We start from the raw sequence: 15745 nt of genomic DNA on the forward strand, positions 1-15745 counted from the left end.
GGCGCACCCGGCCGCTCAGGCCGCCGGCCCGTCATGGCGGGGCAGGTCGTCCGCCAGATGCAGCCAGGCGAGCTTCTCGGCATGGTAGACATGCGCCTGCGGCGTCAGCGCATCGGGGTCCTCATGCGCCGCGGCATAGAGGTGGATCTCGCCTGGCCAGTGATCGGCGCGATAGGCCATCGGCGTGCCGCAGCGCCCGCAGAACAGCCGCTCGACGCCCGTCGAGGAGCCGTAGACCGCCGGCTCCGCCCCGGTCCAGCGCCAGCGCCCGTCCTTCACCCCGACGAAGGTGGTGAAGGGCGCCGAGCACTGCCGCCGGCAGCTCTCGCAATGGCAGTGGATCACCCAGCGCGGCCGTCCCGCATATTCGAACCGCACCGCGCCGCAGAGACAGCGCCCGCGGGTGATGTCCTCCGGCGTCCTGTCCTCGCCCATGCTTGCATTCTCCCTCTGCAATCCTACATTTCGATATATAGCGAATTATTGAATGGAGGACACGATGCCCGACCTTCTGACCACTCTCGCACACCGCCTGCAGCGCTGGCAGCGGAACCGCCGCGACCGGGCGACGCTCCAGCACATGACCGCCGAGCAGCTCGACGATCTCGGCATCACGCGGGTGGAGATCGACGACTTCCTCGCCGGCCGGCTGATCCCGGGCGGCCGCATCCTGCCGCTGCGGCCGCCGCGGTCGCCCCGGCTCGCCGCACGCCTCGAGGCCGCCGGCCCGCAGCCCGACGGCGCTGCCTGCTGCGCCTGACGGGCCGGCCCTTGCGCCCGGCTCAGGCCGGGCGCTCCTGCGGCTCGAGATGGAGCCCAGAGCCGCCCGGCCAGGGATGCGCCCGCGCCACAGCCTCGTCGAGCGTCACGCCGAGCCCCGGCGCCTCGGGCACCAGCACATGCCCGTCCTCCCAGGCCAGCGGCGTCTCGAGCAGCTCGGCATAGAAGCCATCCATCTTCCAGATCGATTCGAGAATCAGGAAGTTGGGAATGCTCGCCGCGAACTGGATGTTCGCCGCCGCCACCACGGGCCCGCAATAGAGATGCGGCGCGATCTGCGCATAATGCACCTCGGCCAGCGCGGCGATCTTCCTGGCCTCCAGCAGCCCGCCGCAGCGCCCGAGATTGGGCTGCAGGATCGCGGCCGCGCCGCAGGCCAGCACCCGGGCGAACTCGTGCTTGGTGGCCAGCCGCTCGCCGGTGGCGATCGGCACGGTGCTGGCCCGCGCGACCCGCGCCATCTCCTCGGGGCTTTCCGGCGGCACCGGCTCCTCGAACCAGAGCGGCGCGAAGGGCGCCATGCGCTCGGCCAGCCGGATCGCGCCGGAGGGGGTGAACTGCCCATGCGTGCCCACCAGCAGGTCGGCGCGGCCGCCCACCGCCTCCCGGAGGCAGGTGAGGAAACGCTCCACCCGGTCGAAATCCGCCATCGAGGGCTGGCGTCCGTCATAGACGGTGTAGGGATAGCAGGGGTCGAACTTGACCGCGGTGAAGCCCTCGGCCACCGCTGCCGCCGCGACCTCGGCCGAAGCCTCCGGGTCGGAATAGAAATCCCCCCCCACCCCGGCCGGCGGATAGAGATAGGTGTAGCTCCGCAGCCGTTCGTGCACCCGGCCGCCGAGCAGCACATGCACCGGCTTGCCGACCTCCTTGCCGAGGATGTCCCAGAGCGCCATCTCCAGCGCGCTCAGCACGCTCATCAGGCCGATCTCCGGGCGCCCGCCATAGCCGCGCCCATAGACCTCGCGCCAGACCGCCTCGATCGCCGGGAAGGGGCGGCCGAGCAGATGCCGCGCCGCGACCTCCTCGATCAGCCGGCAGGTGGTCTCCGGCCCGGTGCCGGCAGGATAGGCCTCGCCGATCCCGGTGATTCCCGCATCGGTGGAGAGCTTGACGAAGATGAAGACCGGCCCGCCGCGGCCGGGCTCCGGGTTGGCGACCGCGAAGGTCTCGACATCGGTGATCCGCATGGGGGCTCCCTGGGCCAGTTGCTCGGGAAAGTGCTCGCCCATCGCAACCCGTCGCGCAAGCCGCACGATTGCCGGGAGGCAATCGGCGCGCACCCGCTTGACAGGCCCCGCCGCTCGGGTCAAAAGGCGCCGCACGGGCGGTTAGCTCAGTTGGTAGAGCACAGTGTTCACATCGCTGGGGTCACTGGTTCGAGCCCAGTACCGCCCACCATTCCCACATTGCCAGCTTTCAGGCTCTCCAAGAGCCTGAATGGCAACGAGAAATCGGCGGTTCGATAACTGTCGTTCCGGCAGTATGGCAAAGGCTTCGTGAACGCCAGCCTGAGCACGGCTCGCTGGTGGCCGCAGCTCCCGGAAGCTCATATTTTCCAAGGGTTTGCGAGGAACGTGAGCGCGGTTCGGGAAACCGCCTCGAAGGTCATGCGCGGCTGGCCCGATGAGGCCCCACGGTCCGCGAGCGCCATCTTCTGCTCTTCGAGCTTCACGATTTGCGCTTCATGGGCAGCGATGAGTGTCGGACTGTCCGTCTCGATCAGACGCTCGACCAGCTGGCCGGTCTTCGCCTCGATGGCCGCGATTTCCTTCTCGATCTGCGCCGCCCCACGATCGGCTTGGCCGAGACGGGCGTCCCAGAGATCGCGCAGCATCGCCTTGGCGATGGTGAACAGTTCCGGCACGGGCGTCAGCTGGCGCAGCAGCGCCTCGAACTCGCCTTCGACCTTCTCCTTGCGGACGGACTTGCCCTTCCCGGCGCAGTAGCGCGCCAGGCAGACATCGTAGGGATAGCGCTTCGAGCGCCCCTTCGACCAGGCCGCCGTCAGAAGGCCGCCACAAGAGCCGCAGGCAACCACCTCGCGCAGCGGGCATGATCGCTTCCGCGGTCGCCTTCCAGACCGGTGTCGGCGACCGGCTGATGATCGGCGGTTATGGCGAGCTTGCCGGCACCTTCGAGATTGTCCCGCTCAGCCTGCGCTCCGGGATGGGCCCGACCTTCCTCGTCAGCCGCGGCGAGATCACCGGAGTTTCGACCGGATGAGCGCCGGCGCCTTCGGCAGCCATCGCGAGACTAGGGCGGGCGCCGATGACCTCGATGTGTCGGACGGCGGCGAGACCGACGCCCGGATCGAGCCATCGGTCGACCTGCGGCAGGAGATGGCCATCGACGGCGGGCCGATCCTCTCGCGCCCTGCGCAGGCCGGCGGCGGCATCTCCCTGGCGGACCACTTCGCGGCGGATGCCCGCTTCGCCGGAGCAGATGTGGCGGCCGGCGGCGGCCGCAACGAGGTGGCGACCAGCCGGGTCACTGGACGGGCTCGGTGCGCGCCACAGGGTCTCCGCGGCGATCGACAATGGCATGGGCTACCAGGCTGCATTCGGCGGCGGTGAGACCGGCCATGCCGGCACGCTGTCGCGGACCTGGCGCATCCGGGACGGAGCGGCCGGCGCCTAGCCGCCGCCGGAGGCCGGCTGCTTCACGCCAGCCACGCCTGTCTGCCCGGCGCTCCGGGCCAGCGAGGCCGAGATCTGCGCGGCAAAGCTCTCGGCCGCCACCGGCAGCTCGCGGGATCTGAGCTTGCCGACGAAGAGGGTTCCGGGCGGCAGGTCCTCCTCGACGATCTCGCGCACCAGCGTCTTCGATTCGGCCTTGGTCTTGAGGCCGAGGCGGATCTGGAAGCTCACCGCCCGCTCCTGCAGCACGTAGTAGCGCATGAACTCGAAGCTCTCCGCCTCGATCACCGGCGCGAGGCGCAGCGAGAGCCGCCCGGCGGCCAGCTCGAGCACATGGCGCACGCCATAATCCCCGGTCGGCACGACATGCGGCCAGGCCAGGCAGTCGGCCAGGCGGAGCGGGTCCACCTGCGCCAGCGGATGGTCTGCCGCCATGATCGCGCAGAGCCGCTGCGGCACGGCCGCGATCATCTCGAAATCGGCGAGATACATCGGCTCGAAGACCAGGGCGATATCGCTGGAGAACGCCAGCAGATCGCGCTCGGCGGCGGCGCGGTCGCGTACCTTGAGCGAGAAGGTGACGCCCGGATGCCTCTTGCGGAACCTGGCGATCTCGGCCGGCAGGAAGATGTTCATCAGGGCCTGGCTGCAGGCGATCGAGACATGGCCGCTGCGCATGCCGGAGAGATCCGCCACATCCATGCGCACGCGCTCGAAATCCGCCAGCTGCTGGCGGATGTGGCGCAGCAGCAGCTCGCCGGCCTGGTTGAGGCGGACACCGCGGGGCAGCCGCTCGAAGATCTCCGCGCCGAACTCCTCCTCGAACTGGCGCAGACGCCGGTTGAGCGCCGAGGGGGTGATGTGCAGATCCGCCGCCGCCTTCCGCACGGAGCCGGCGCTGGCGATGTCCTCGATCATTCGGAAGGTGGTCAGATCCCGCATGGCGGCCTCCTGGAGAGTGGTGCATTTTTCGACGCACTCTGTGGAAAAATGAGCAATTTAAATATACACGAGTGCCCCCTACCTATCCAGTGAAAGCTCGGCTGACCCTGAAGACTTCCAAGCAGCCCGGCCCGACGTGACCACGAGTACCCATTCGGAAACATGCAAAGCGTCAAGTGTGAAAGGTGAGAACCATGAAGAAGGGCGAAAAGGCGAAACTGGACGTCAACTGGTGGAAGAAGAACAAGTCGATGCGGCTGCGGAGCAAGGCGTTCGACACGGCGCTTTCCGACTACATCACGGCACGCGACCGGGCCGAGCGGGCGGGCGACGACCCGGATCTCTGGCGCGAGGCGAGCAACCTGGCGCTCGGCGCGAAGAAGGAGGCGAGCCAGCTGGTCGGCAAATGCGGGCTGAAGCAGGACGAGACAAAGGCGGTCCTGCAGGACTATGTGAAGCTGCTCGACACCCTGGGCAAGGATGCGAACAAGCAGCATCTCGCCCATCTCAAGAGCGCCACCAAGGCGCAGGACCGGATTGCGCAGGCCTTCTCCCGGCACGAGAGGGCGCTCAGGACCGATGCGGAGCGGCTCGGGAAGCTCGAGAAGCTCGTCGCGCAGATGGACGCGACCGCCGGGAAGTTGATCGCGGCGATCGGGGCGAAGCAGTTCGCCATCAATGTGAACACGGTGACCGGCAAGGCCGACGAGATCGAGAACAGCATCGAGGACACGGCCGATGCGCTGACGACCGCCGCGAAGACCGGCCAGGTCGGGAGCACGCCGCCGGGGCAGGTGGACAAGGCGATCAAGGCCGCCAACGAGCTCCGGCAGCGCGCGCACCGGATGCAGGTCGAGGTCTCGGGCCTTCGGCTGAAGTCGCGGGACGCCCTCGCCGCCGAGGCTGCCTGACGCCGGCGCCAGCGCCCGCAGCCGCAGTGTCGACCGGCCGGCAGGCATCCTCGCGATGCCTGCCGATCCCGTTTCGGCGCTGGCTGCCGTCACGCCCGCACTGGCATGATGTGCCACGAGGCACCCCGACTTGGGTGATATCTTCTCCGCAATTGCTTCTATCTTGAGCAGAAACAAGCATGCACCGGATGAGGACCGCCTGGATGTCGCCGACTCCCACATTTCAGCTCAATACCTATAATCTGACCGCAGCGCCGGCCACGCGGGAGGCGGTGCCGCTGCTGCACGAGCTGTCGATCGGCGTCGGCTGGCCGCACCGGCCAGAGGACTGGGAGGTGGTGATCGATCTCGGCACCGGGGTGATCGCCCGCGACGAGATCGGCCGCGTGGTCGGCTCGGCGCTCTGCACCACGCGGCTCGACCGGCTGGCCCATATCGGCATGGTGATCACCACGCCCAAGCTGCAGGAGCTTGGCGCCGGGCGCTGGATGATGGAGCATGTGCTGGAGATCGCCGGCGACCGGCTGAAGGTGCTCAACGCCACCCGCGCCGCCTACCGGCTCTACATCGCGCTCGGCTTCATCCCCCAGGGCCAGGTGCACCAGCACAACGGCAAGGTCACCGCCTGTCCGGCGGCACCGGCCCCGGCCAAGGGTGCGATCCGCGAGATGACGCCGGACGACCATGCCGCGGTTCACGCGCTCGACACGGCGGCCTTCGGCGCGGCCCGGCCCATGGTGATCGACCGCATCCTGCCGGTCTCCACCGGCACCGTGCTCGAGCGCGAGGGCCGGGTGGCGGGCTTCGCGCTCTGCCGCCGTTTCGGCCGCGGGCATGTGGTGGGACCGATCGTGGCGGAGGACGACAACGCCGCAGTCGCGCTCACCGCGCCGCATGTCCGGGCCCATGTCGGCAGCTTCCTGCGCGTCGACACCCGCCAGCCGGACGGCGACTTCCGGGCATTCCTGCTCGCCGCGGGGATCAGCCATTTCGACACCGTCACCCGCATGACCCGCGACGGCACGCTGCCGGAGACCGGGCCTGCGATCACCTATGCGCTGATCAACCAGGCGCTCGGCTGAGCCCGCGTATCAGAAGAGCTCCATGCCCCCGAGATCGCTGCCGTCGACCATGCGCGCATGGCGGAAGGGCGCCGGATCGACCGAGGGCGCGTCGCCCCGGATCAGCTCTGCCGCCAGCCGCCCCGTGGCGGGGCCGGTGCCGAACCCGTGGCCGGTGTGCCCGGCGCAGACATGCAGCCCCGAAACGCCCTCCACCGGCCCGATCACCGGAATGCCGTCGGGTGTGCAGTCCACCATGCCGCCCCAGGCCCGGGCGACACCGATCCCTGCCAGCGCCGGATAGGCGGCGGCGATCTCGCGCTGCCCGCGGCGCACCAGCGCCATGTCCGGCCGCGGGTCGAGCACCCGGATGCGCTCGAAGGGCGAAGGGCCGTCCGCACCCCAGCGCTGCAGCGAATCCGGCCCGGTGAAGAACGACGCCCCGAACCGGTAGCGCAGCTTCGCCCGCCTGCTGCGCCAGGTCGGGAAGAAGGGCCGCGCCTGCAGCGCCCCGCGAGGCGTGAGATGCAGGGTGCCGAACCCCGCGAGCCCGACGGTGTAGCCGCCATCGAGCCGCCGGCGCAGGGTGACATCGGGCATCGCGACACCGCCCGCGGTGACCTCCTCCCCCGGCACGGTGGCAAAGGAGGTCGACTGGATCGAGGCTTGCAGGAACCGGATCCCGTGATGGCGCAGCAGCATGCCGGTCCAGGCGCCGCCGGCCACCAGCACCGTATCGCAGGCAATGCGCCCGGCCTCGGTGATCACGCCGGCGACGCGCCCGCCGGCGATGTCGATCTCGCGCACCGCGCAGGTCTGGTGCAGGCTCGCCCCGGCCCGCCGCGCCGCCTGCGCCAGCACCGGCACGGCGAGCGCCGGCTCGGCGCGCCCGTCGGTCGGCGAATGGACCCCGCCGATCCAGCGCCGGGCATTGCCGGGCATCAGCGCCGCGGCCTCCGCGCCGGAGATCATCCGGCTGTCCATGCCGTAGCTGCCCGCCATCGCCACCCAGCGCTCCCAGGCGGCGATGTCGGCCTCCTTGTCGGAGGCATAGACCAGCCCGGTGCGGCGGAAGCCGAGATCGGCGCCCGCCTCCTCGGCCAGCCCCTCCCAGAGCCGCAATGCCAGCATGGCGAACGGCAGCTCCCTTTCGTCGCGGTTCTGCCGGCGGCACCAGCCCCAGTTGCGGCTCGACTGCTCGCCGGCGATCACGCCCTTCTCGACCAGCGCCACCCGGCTGCCGCGCAGGGCGAGCTCGCGGGCCGCGGCTATGCCGGAGATGCCGCCGCCGACGATCACCACATCGGCGCGCGCCGGCAGCACCGGGTCGGAAGGAACGGACTGGACGGGGGGGGACATCGGCTTGGCTCCGGTCTTCAGAATTCGGCAACCTTGCCCCGCACCGAGCTGTCGAAGCGCGAGAGGGCATAGGGTCGATGGTCGAGCTGCGGTGTCTGCCCGGTTAGGAGATCGGCCACCATCTCCCCCGCCCCCGGCCCGATGCCGAAGCCGTGCCCGCTGAACCCTGCGGCAAGGATGAGCCCCGGCACCGGGGTTTCGCCGATCACTGGCACACCATCGGGGGTGCTGTCGATATAGCCGGCCCAGACAGCCGCAACCCGGCTCTCGCGCAGCGCCGGCAGCAGCGCGCGCGCGCGGGCGAGGGTGAGGTCGATCTGCCCGCGGTCGGGCCGCGGGTCGAGGATGCGGGTGCGCTCCATCGGCGTCGGCGCATCGAGCCGCCAGCGCGCCAGTCCCTCATGCCCGGCGCGCAGCCCTTCGAGCCCGCCCGGCGCCAGATGGCGCCAGCGCCTGGCGAACATCGGGAGGAAATGCCCGGCAAAGCGGAGCTGCTGCAGCGTCGGGTCGATCCGCGCCTTGCCGGATATCGCCAGCGTGTGCCCATCGTTGCCGCGCCGGGTCACCGAGACGGCGGCGGTGTGCAGCGCATCCGGCACCCCCTCCGCCGGGGTCACCGCGAGGATCGAGGCCCGCGCCGTGGCCTGCGGAAAGCGGATGCCGAGCTGGCGGCAGAACGACGAGGCCCAGGCCCCGCCGGCCATCACCACCCGGCGCGTGCGGATGACGCCGGCCTCGGTCACCACGCCGGCGACGCGGCCCGCCTCGATCTCGAGCCCCCGCGCCGCGCAGCCCTGATGCACGCTGCCGCCGAGGCGCTCCACGCCCTGCGCGATCACCGGCGCCGCGCGGGACGGGTCGGCGATGCCGTCGCTCGGGGAGAACACGCCGCCCTTCCAGGCCCGGCCCGTGGCGGCGCCGCGCTCGGCCGCCTCGGCGGCCGAGAGCATCCGCGTCTCCACCCCCCGGCTCCGGGCGAAATCGCGCCAGCGCGCCCAGCCGGCCAGCTCCGCCTCGTCGTCGGAGAGATACAGCAGCCCGCAGCGGCGGAAGCCCGGATCGGCGCCGATCTCCGCCGCGAACCGGTCCCAGAGCGCAAGGCTGTGCGTCGCCATCGGCAGCTCGCGCGCATCGCGGTTCTGCTGCCGGCACCAGCCCCAGTTGCGGCTCGACTGCTCGGCGCCGATGCGCCCCTTCTCGACCAGCGCGACACGCAGGCCCCTGCGGGCGAGGAAATAGGCGGCCGAGACCCCGACGATGCCGCCGCCGATCACCACGGCATCGGCATCGGCGGGCAGGGTATCGACGGTGGCGACATGCATGAGCGGTGCGGGCATGGGCGTTCCTTTCGCCGCGAGCCTAGGCCAGCCGGCAAGCGATGGTCTGCCGCTGATCGGCCGGATACGGAATATTCTGCCGCATACCGCGCTCCGCCGATGCCATTCATCTCATGGCGCTTTGGCAGGATCCGGTGAAGGCATCTGCGCACGGGGATTGAGCTTCCGGCATAATCTTCTATGCTCGGCGGCCGGGTCTCCGGGGGTGATGGGCATGAAGCTGGATCGAATCGACATCCGCATTCTTCACGAGCTGCAGAAGAACGGCCGCATCACCAATGTCGAGCTGTCGGAGCTGGTGCATCTCTCGCCGAGCCCCTGCCTGATGCGGGTCAAGAAGCTGCAGCAGGCCGGCTACATCACCGGCTATTCGGCGCAGATCAACCTGGCCAAGCTCGGCCCCTCGCTGACCATCTTCACCGAGGTCACGCTGAAGAACCACGGGCAGAGCGATTTCGCGCGTTTCCAGCAGGCCATCGAGAAGGTCGACGAGGCGATCGAGTGCCACCTCGTCTCGGGCGGCTACGACTACATGCTGAAATTCGTCACCGCCGGGATCTCCGACTACCAGGCCGTGATGGAGCGGCTGATCGACATGGAGATCGGCATCGACAAGTATTTCAGCTTCGTGGTGATCAAGACCCCATTCGTGAAATCCCACCTGCCGCTGAAGACGCTGTTCCCGATCTGAGCCGCTTCGGCGCCGCTCAGGTTCCGGGCAGGCGCTCGGGCAGCCCGTCGAGCCAGCCGGTGTCGAGCTGCGGCACCGAGGCGAAGAGCAGCCGCGAATAGTCCTGCGTGGCGCCTTCCGGCAGGGCGCTCGCCTGCAGGGTCTCCACCGTCCTGCCGCCATACATCACCATCACCTCGTCGCAGATCGCCTGGACGGTGGAGAGGTCGTGGCTGATGAACACGTAGGAAAGATCGAGCTCGCGCTGCAGCTCGTCGAGCAGCTCGAGGATCGCCGCCGCCACAACCGTGTCGAGCGCCGAGGTGATCTCGTCGCAGAGCACGATCTCGGGGTTCGCCGCGAGCGCCCGGGCGAGGTTGACGCGCTGCTTCTGCCCGCCGGAAAGCTCGAGCGGCAGGCGGTGCTTCATCGCCCGCGGCAGGCGCACCATCTCGAGCAGTTCCTCCACCCGCGCCTCGCGCGCGCGGCCGCGCTGGCCGTGGAAGAAGGTGAGCGGACGGCCGATGATGTCGGAGACCGAACGCAGCGGGTTGAGAGCGGTATCGGCGAGCTGGAAGCAGATCTGCATCCGCCGCAGATCCTCCTTGGCGCGCCGGGCGACATCCGGCGCGAGCGCCTGCCCGCCCAGCAGCACCTCGCCCGACACCGGCGGCAGAAGCCCCGCGATCGCCCGCGCCAGGGTCGATTTGCCGGACCCGCTCTCGCCGATCACGCCGAGATTGCGGCCGCGCTCGAGCCGGCAGCTCACATCGTCGAGCGCGCGCACCCGGGGCATGCCGTCCGGCCCCGGCCGGCCATAGCCGGCGACGAGGTTGCGCACCTCGAGGATCGGCGCCTCCGCCGCTGCGGCCGGCGAAGCCACGGTGGCATGGGAGACCGGGCGGAAGGCCGCGATCAGCTCCTTCGTGTAGGGGTGCTGCGGACGGTTGATGATGTCGTCCGTCGTGCCGGTCTCCTGCACCGCGCCGTCCTTCAGCACGACGATCCGGTCGGCCACCTGCGCCACCACGGCAAGGTCGTGCGAGACGTAGAGACCGGCCATGCCGCCCTGCTTCATCACCTGCTTGAAGGCGCGCAGCACCTCGATCTGGGTCGTGACGTCGAGCGCGGTTGTCGGCTCGTCGAAGATCATCAGCCTGGGCGCGCCGATCAGTGCCATGGCCGCGGCAAGGCGCTGGAGCTGCCCGCCGGAGACCTGGTGGGGATAGCGCTCGCCGATCGTCTCGGGCTCCGGCAGGGCGAGCGCACGAAACAGCTCCACCGCCCGCGCCCGCGCCGCCTGCCGCGGCATCAGCCCGTGGATCCGCGAGACCTCGACCACCTGGTCGATCAGGCGTTGCGCCGGGTTGAAGGCGGCCGCCGCGCTCTGCGGCACATAGGCGACATCGGTGCCGCGGAGCCGGCGCCGTTCGGCCTCGGACATGGCCACCAGATCGCGCCCGGCGAGCCGCACCTGCCCGCCGATGATCTCGCAGCCGGCCCGCGTGTGGCCCATCAGGGTCAGCGCGATGGTGCTCTTGCCCGAGCCGCTCTCGCCGATCAGCGCCACCACCTCGCCCTCGGCGGCCTCAAAGCTGACGCCGCGGATGATCTCGATCAGCCGGCCGGAATCGCTCTGCGCCCTGACCTTGAGGTCCCGGATCTCGACGAGGTTGGCCATCATGCGCTCCGGTCCCGGATCTTGGTGGGCAGGTTGTCGATCAGGAGGTTCACGCTGATGGTGAGGCTGGCGATGGCGATGCAGGGCGCGATCACCGCCGGGGCGCCGAAGGCCAGTGCGCCGATGTTCTCCTTCACCAGCGAGCCCCAGTCTGCATAGGGCGGCTGCACGCCGAGCCCGAGGAAGGAGAGCCCCGAGAGCAGCAGCACGATGAAGACGAACCGCAGCCCCATGTCGGCCAGCACCGGGCCGGCGATGTTGGGCAGGATCTCCTGGGTGATCAGATAGAAGGTGCCCTCGCCCCGCGCCCGCGCCACGGCGACGAAATCCATCGTGTTGATGTTGACCGCGAGCGCCCGGGCGAAGCGGTAGGAACCCGGCGTGTAGATCACGGCGAGCACGAGGATCAGCACCGGCGTCGACGAGCCGATCGCCGCCACCATCACCAGGCCAAAGAGCTTGGAGGGGATCGAGCTCAGCGCATCGAGGAACCGGCTGAGCACGACGTCGATCCACCCACCCGTGACGGCCGCCGCCATGCCGAGCGCCACGCCGCTGGCACAGGCCAGGCAGACCGCCGCCAGCGAGATGCCCACCGTGTAGCTCGCCCCCATCAGGATGCGCGAGAGGATGTCGCGCCCGAGATAGTCGGTGCCGAGCGGGAACTCCGCCGAGATCGGGCCGTAGTAGTCGAAATCCACCACCTTGCCGGGTGAATGCGGAGCGAACGAGGTGCCGAACAGCGCCATCGCCGCCCAGAACAGGATGAACAGCGATGCCAGGATGGCCACGACATTGATGCGGTAGCCGAGAAGCCGGAGGGAGGAGAAGCTCATGGCCATCACTTGCGCAGCCTCGGGTTGGAGACGATCGCCAGGATGTCCGCCAGGGTGATCAGGACCAGATAGCCGATGCAGAAGACCATGGCGCAGGACTGGATCAGCGGCAGGTCGCGCGTCGCCACCGCATCCACCATCAGCTTGGCGACGCCGGGATAGTTGAAGATGGTCTCGACGATGATCACCCCGCCGAGGAGATAGGAGAGCGAGAGCGCGACGGCGTTGACGATCGGGCCGATGGCGTTCGGCAGCGCGTGGCGCATGACGATCCGCCAGCGCGAGGCGCCCTTGAGCAGCGCCATCTCGATATAGGGCATGCGCAGCGTCTCGATCACCGCGGCCCGGGTCATCCGGATCATCTGGGCGGTGATGACGCAGCAGAGCGTGATCACCGGCATGGCGAAGATCCGCAGCATCTCGCCCCAGCCCGGCGTGCCGCTGGAGAAGGAGAGCGCCGGCAGCCAGTTGAGCCAGACCGCGAAGACCAGCACCGCCAGCGTCGCGATCATGAACTCCGGCACCGAGATCACCGAGACCACGCAGGTCGTCACCACCCGGTCATAGGTCGAGCCGCGGAACATTGCCGTGGTGATCCCGAGGGTCAGCGCCAGCGGCACCGCCACGCCCCCGGTCACCGCCGCGAGCCGCAGCGTGTTGGTCAGCCGGTCGCCGATCATCTCGGCGATCGGCAGGTCGTTGGCGTAGGAGGTGCCGAGATCGCCGCTCAGGAGCCCGATGATCCAGCGCCAGTAGCGCAGCACCGAGGGCTCGTCGAGATGCATCGCCTCGCGCAGGCCCGCCACCGCCTCGGGCGTTGCCGCCTGGCCGAGCAGGATCTCCACGATGTCGCCCGGCAGCATCTCGGTGGCCGCGAAGACCACGGCCGAGACGATCAGCAGCGTCACCAGCGCGACGCCGAGCCGTCCGATCACGAGCATGGCGATCTGTGGGTTCATGAAGGCTCCCCTGGCCGGAGGCGGATGCCGGAGCGCGGGCCCCGGCATCCCGTGGTGGTGATCAGGCGTCGAGCCAGACATACTCCGCGAAGGAATAGCCCATCTGCCCGCCGAGCGGGTTCGGCCGCAGGCCCTTGAGGCCGGTCGACAGCGCATCCACGCTCGAGAGATAGACCGGGATCGCCGTGCCCGCCTCGTTGGACACCATGACCTGCATCTCGCCGTAGATCTCCTTGCGCCTGGCGAAATCGAGCTCGCCGCGGGCCTCGACCAGCATGGCGTCGAACTTCTCGCTCTTGAACTGGCTCTCGTTCCACGGCGCGTCCGAGGCGTAGAGCAGCGAGAACAGGATGTCGGGCGTCGGCCGCGGGTTGATGTTGCCGAAATGGATCGGCGCCTTCAGCCAGTACTTCGACCAGTAGCCGTCGGAGGGCACGCGCTGGACATCGAACGGCATGCCGATCTCGGCGCCGGCCTGCTGCACCAGGGTGGCCATCTCCACCGAGTAGCCGGCGGCATCGGAGGCGACGATCGGGATCGCCTGGCCATAGACCCCGGCCTTCTCGAACAGCGCCTTGGCCCGCTCCGGATCATAGGCGCGCGGCTTCAGCTCGGCATTGTGATAGGCATTCATCGGCGAGATCGGCTGGTCGTTGGCGATCTCGGCCAGGCCCCGCACCGCCGATTTCCTGATCAGGTCGCGGTCGAGCAGGTATTTCATGCCCTCGACGAAATCGGCATTGTCGCCCGGCGAGAGGTCGAGGCGCATGTTGAGGTTGGTGTAGTTGCCCGAGGTGGTGATCGAGGTCACCACGTGGTCCTGCGACTCGAGCAGGCGCATCGACTGCGGCTTGACCGCGGCGGCGAGGTGGATGTCGCCCGAGAGCAGCGCGTTGACCCGGGCCGAGTTGTCCGGAATCGCGAAATACTCGAAGCTGTCGAGGTTGGGGCCGTCCTTGAAGTAGTTGTCGTTGCGCATCATGATCGAGCGCACGCCGGGCTCGAAGGTCTCCACCCTGAAGGCGCCGGTGCCGTTGCCGGTGCTGAAATCCGTCGTGCCCTCGGCGACAATCATGAAATGGTGCAGCGACAGGATCGTCGGCAGGTCGGCATTCGGCGCCTGCAGCGTGATCTCGACGGTCAGCGGGTCCACCGCCTTGATGCCGGTCATCTGCGCCGCGATCGAGTTCACCTTGGAGCCGGTGGCGTCGTCGAGGTGGCGCGCCAGCGAGAAGACGACGTCGTCCGCGGTGAAGGGCTTGCCGTCGTGGAAGGTCACGCCGGACCGCAGCTTCACGATCCAGGTCTGGGCATCGGCGCTCTCGATGCTCTCGGCGAGCTCCATCTCGACCTCGCCGGCCTCGTTCAGGAAGGTCAGCCGGTTGTAGGCCGCGCAGCAGCGCACATAGTCGGTCGAGAGCGAGGCCTTCGCCGGGTCGAGCGTGTCGGCCGTGCTCGAGGACCAGCCGGCCGCCTTCAGGTGCCCGCCCTTCACCGGGGTCGCCGCCAGCGCCGCGCCGGCGCGGCCGAGAATGGTGCCCCCGGCGGCGAAGCCGATGCCGCTCGCCATGAACATCCGCAAGAGGTCGCGCCGCGAGGCGCCACGTTTCAGCGCGTGCTCGACCATCCGGTCGTCGGCGCGGGTCCAGTTGGTGATCTTCTCGTCGGTCATGGTTGCAGTCCTCCTTGTCGGTTCTTTCCGGGGCCGCGGGCTCACACGGGTTGGGCTTCTTCGGGCTTCTCTGCCGCGACGGCACCGGCGAGGCCGGCCATCGAGGTGAAGTGGAAATCGGGCACCGTGTCGGCCTCGGGCGCGATGGTGCCGCCATAGCCGGGCTTGCCGCTGCGCCGCTGGATCCAGCAGTTGCTCAGGCCGAGGGCGCGCGAGACGCCGATGTCGTGATACTGGCTCTGTGCCACGTGCAGCAGCGCGTCCGGCCTGCCGCCCTCGGCCGCGACATGCGCCAGAACCTGGCGGAAGAAGGCCGGGTCCGGCTTCTCGGTGCCGGTCTCGTCGGGGGTGAAGCTGGCATGGAAGGGGCGGCCGAGCGCGTTGTCGAAATGCTCGAAGGCCCAGCGCTGCGCATTGGTCATGGCGACGAGGCGGAAGCGCTCGCCCAGCTCGGCCAGTGCCGCGACGCTGTCCGGGAAGGGGCGCCAGTCCGCCACCGAGGCGCGCAGCCGCTCGGCCGGGGCGGCCTCGGCGGGCAGGCCGAGCGCCGGGGCGATGCGCAGATAGCAGCGCACGAGATCGTCGGGGAAGCGGCCGACATCCGGCGCGCCGCGCGCGGCGCGGTAGAGGTCGAGCGCGCGGGCCTCGTCGAGCGCCGCCCCGTGTCCGGAAGCGATCGCGCGGAGCGCGTCGAGCAGGCCCCGCTCGAAATCGATCAGCGTGCCGACCACGTCGAAGCTCATGTAGCGGAAGGCGGCGAAGCTGCCTGTCATCTCTCTCGTCCCCCTGCGAGGCCCGCGATGCGGGCCGGCCATCCGTTCACGGCAGAAAACGCTGCCACTGCCGGTGCGCTCCTCCTGGCTTCGGTCTCCGATCCGCTCCGCCCTTTCGATGTCGT

The 15745-nt window shown here is 69.5% G+C and carries 17 protein-coding genes and 1 tRNA gene; 7 read left to right on the forward strand and 11 right to left on the reverse strand.

What is annotated here, in order from left to right; all coding sequences use genetic code 11:
• Positions 1-15: 15 nt before the first annotated feature.
• Positions 16-435 (reverse strand): GFA family protein, encoded by a 420-nt coding sequence (locus QSJ97_RS11070; RefSeq protein WP_285671821.1) that lies wholly within the window; start codon positions 433-435, stop codon positions 16-18.
• A gap of 64 nt (positions 436-499) precedes the next feature.
• Between QSJ97_RS11070 and QSJ97_RS11075 the strand changes: the two genes are divergently transcribed.
• Positions 500-760, forward strand: coding sequence for a DUF1127 domain-containing protein (locus tag QSJ97_RS11075; protein ID WP_285671822.1), 261 nt, complete (start codon positions 500-502; stop codon positions 758-760).
• Between the two features lie 22 nt (positions 761-782).
• On the opposite strand, the gene QSJ97_RS11080 is transcribed toward QSJ97_RS11075, so the two are convergent.
• Positions 783-1970, reverse strand: coding sequence for a mandelate racemase/muconate lactonizing enzyme family protein (locus QSJ97_RS11080; protein WP_285671823.1), 1188 nt, complete (start codon positions 1968-1970; stop codon positions 783-785).
• Between the two features lie 135 nt (positions 1971-2105).
• Between QSJ97_RS11080 and QSJ97_RS11085 the strand changes: the two genes are divergently transcribed.
• Positions 2106-2181 (forward strand) — tRNA-Val (locus QSJ97_RS11085).
• 148 nt (positions 2182-2329) lie between these two features.
• Here the strand turns inward: QSJ97_RS11085 and QSJ97_RS11090 are convergent.
• Positions 2330-2821, reverse strand: coding sequence for a recombinase zinc ribbon domain-containing protein (locus tag QSJ97_RS11090; protein WP_285671824.1), 492 nt, complete (start codon positions 2819-2821; stop codon positions 2330-2332).
• A 14-nt stretch (positions 2822-2835) separates the two neighbouring features.
• Between QSJ97_RS11090 and QSJ97_RS11095 the strand changes: the two genes are divergently transcribed.
• Positions 2836-3006, forward strand: a complete 171-nt coding sequence (locus tag QSJ97_RS11095; protein WP_285671825.1) for a hypothetical protein — start codon at positions 2836-2838, stop codon at positions 3004-3006.
• Complete coding sequence (locus QSJ97_RS11100) at positions 3003-3356, forward strand: hypothetical protein (protein ID WP_285671826.1); 354 nt, start codon at positions 3003-3005, stop codon at positions 3354-3356. Before QSJ97_RS11095 ends, QSJ97_RS11100 begins: the two co-directional genes overlap by 4 nt.
• A gap of 60 nt (positions 3357-3416) precedes the next feature.
• On the opposite strand, the gene QSJ97_RS11105 is transcribed toward QSJ97_RS11100, so the two are convergent.
• On the reverse strand, positions 3417-4361 hold the full coding sequence (locus tag QSJ97_RS11105; RefSeq protein WP_285671827.1) for a LysR family transcriptional regulator: 945 nt from the start codon (positions 4359-4361) through the stop codon (positions 3417-3419).
• Positions 4362-4555: 194 nt separating this feature from the next.
• Here QSJ97_RS11105 and QSJ97_RS11110 point away from each other — a divergent pair, with 194 nt between their 5' ends.
• Complete coding sequence (locus tag QSJ97_RS11110; protein WP_285671828.1) at positions 4556-5272, forward strand: hypothetical protein; 717 nt, start codon at positions 4556-4558, stop codon at positions 5270-5272.
• 203 nt (positions 5273-5475) lie between these two features.
• Complete coding sequence (locus QSJ97_RS11115) at positions 5476-6354, forward strand: GNAT family N-acetyltransferase (RefSeq protein ID WP_285671829.1); 879 nt, start codon at positions 5476-5478, stop codon at positions 6352-6354.
• A 9-nt stretch (positions 6355-6363) separates the two neighbouring features.
• Here QSJ97_RS11115 and QSJ97_RS11120 read toward each other — a convergent pair whose 3' ends face one another.
• Together QSJ97_RS11120 and QSJ97_RS11125 are read right to left on the reverse strand one after the other, a co-directional pair.
• Positions 6364-7692 carry an NAD(P)/FAD-dependent oxidoreductase gene (locus QSJ97_RS11120; protein WP_285671830.1) on the reverse strand — a complete coding sequence of 443 codons (1329 nt, stop codon included), beginning with the start codon at positions 7690-7692 and terminating at the stop codon, positions 6364-6366.
• Between the two features lie 17 nt (positions 7693-7709).
• Positions 7710-9029: an NAD(P)/FAD-dependent oxidoreductase gene (locus tag QSJ97_RS11125; protein ID WP_285671831.1), complete on the reverse strand. Its 1320-nt coding sequence runs from the start codon at positions 9027-9029 to the stop codon at positions 7710-7712.
• Between the two features lie 214 nt (positions 9030-9243).
• On the opposite strand from QSJ97_RS11125, the gene QSJ97_RS11130 reads away from it, so the two are divergent.
• The gene (locus tag QSJ97_RS11130) at positions 9244-9720 is read left to right on the forward strand and encodes an Lrp/AsnC family transcriptional regulator (RefSeq protein ID WP_285671832.1); all 477 of its coding nucleotides are present in this window, start codon (positions 9244-9246) and stop codon (positions 9718-9720) included.
• A 16-nt stretch (positions 9721-9736) separates the two neighbouring features.
• Here the strand turns inward: QSJ97_RS11130 and QSJ97_RS11135 are convergent, their stop codons facing one another.
• The 5 genes from QSJ97_RS11135 to QSJ97_RS11155 all read right to left on the reverse strand — a co-directional run bounded on the left by QSJ97_RS11135 (position 9737) and on the right by QSJ97_RS11155 (position 15620).
• Positions 9737-11383: an ABC transporter ATP-binding protein gene (locus QSJ97_RS11135; RefSeq protein WP_285671833.1), complete on the reverse strand. Its 1647-nt coding sequence runs from the start codon at positions 11381-11383 to the stop codon at positions 9737-9739.
• Entirely contained in the window at positions 11380-12216 is an 837-nt protein-coding gene (locus QSJ97_RS11140) for an ABC transporter permease (protein ID WP_285671834.1), read from the reverse strand. Before QSJ97_RS11140 ends, QSJ97_RS11135 begins: the two co-directional genes overlap by 4 nt.
• Before the next feature lie 5 nt (positions 12217-12221).
• A complete protein-coding gene (locus QSJ97_RS11145) occupies positions 12222-13175 on the reverse strand; it encodes an ABC transporter permease (RefSeq protein ID WP_285671835.1) in 954 nt (317 codons plus the stop codon).
• A gap of 61 nt (positions 13176-13236) precedes the next feature.
• Positions 13237-14847 (reverse strand): ABC transporter substrate-binding protein, encoded by a 1611-nt coding sequence (locus QSJ97_RS11150; RefSeq protein WP_285671836.1) that lies wholly within the window; start codon positions 14845-14847, stop codon positions 13237-13239.
• 41 nt (positions 14848-14888) lie between these two features.
• Positions 14889-15620, reverse strand: coding sequence for an HAD-IA family hydrolase (locus tag QSJ97_RS11155; protein WP_285671837.1), 732 nt, complete (start codon positions 15618-15620; stop codon positions 14889-14891).
• Between the last annotated feature and the right edge of the window lie 125 nt (positions 15621-15745).

The sequence above is a fragment of the Paralimibaculum aggregatum genome, from assembly GCF_030270585.1.
Lineage (GTDB): Bacteria > Pseudomonadota > Alphaproteobacteria > Rhodobacterales > Rhodobacteraceae > Thermohalobaculum > Thermohalobaculum aggregatum.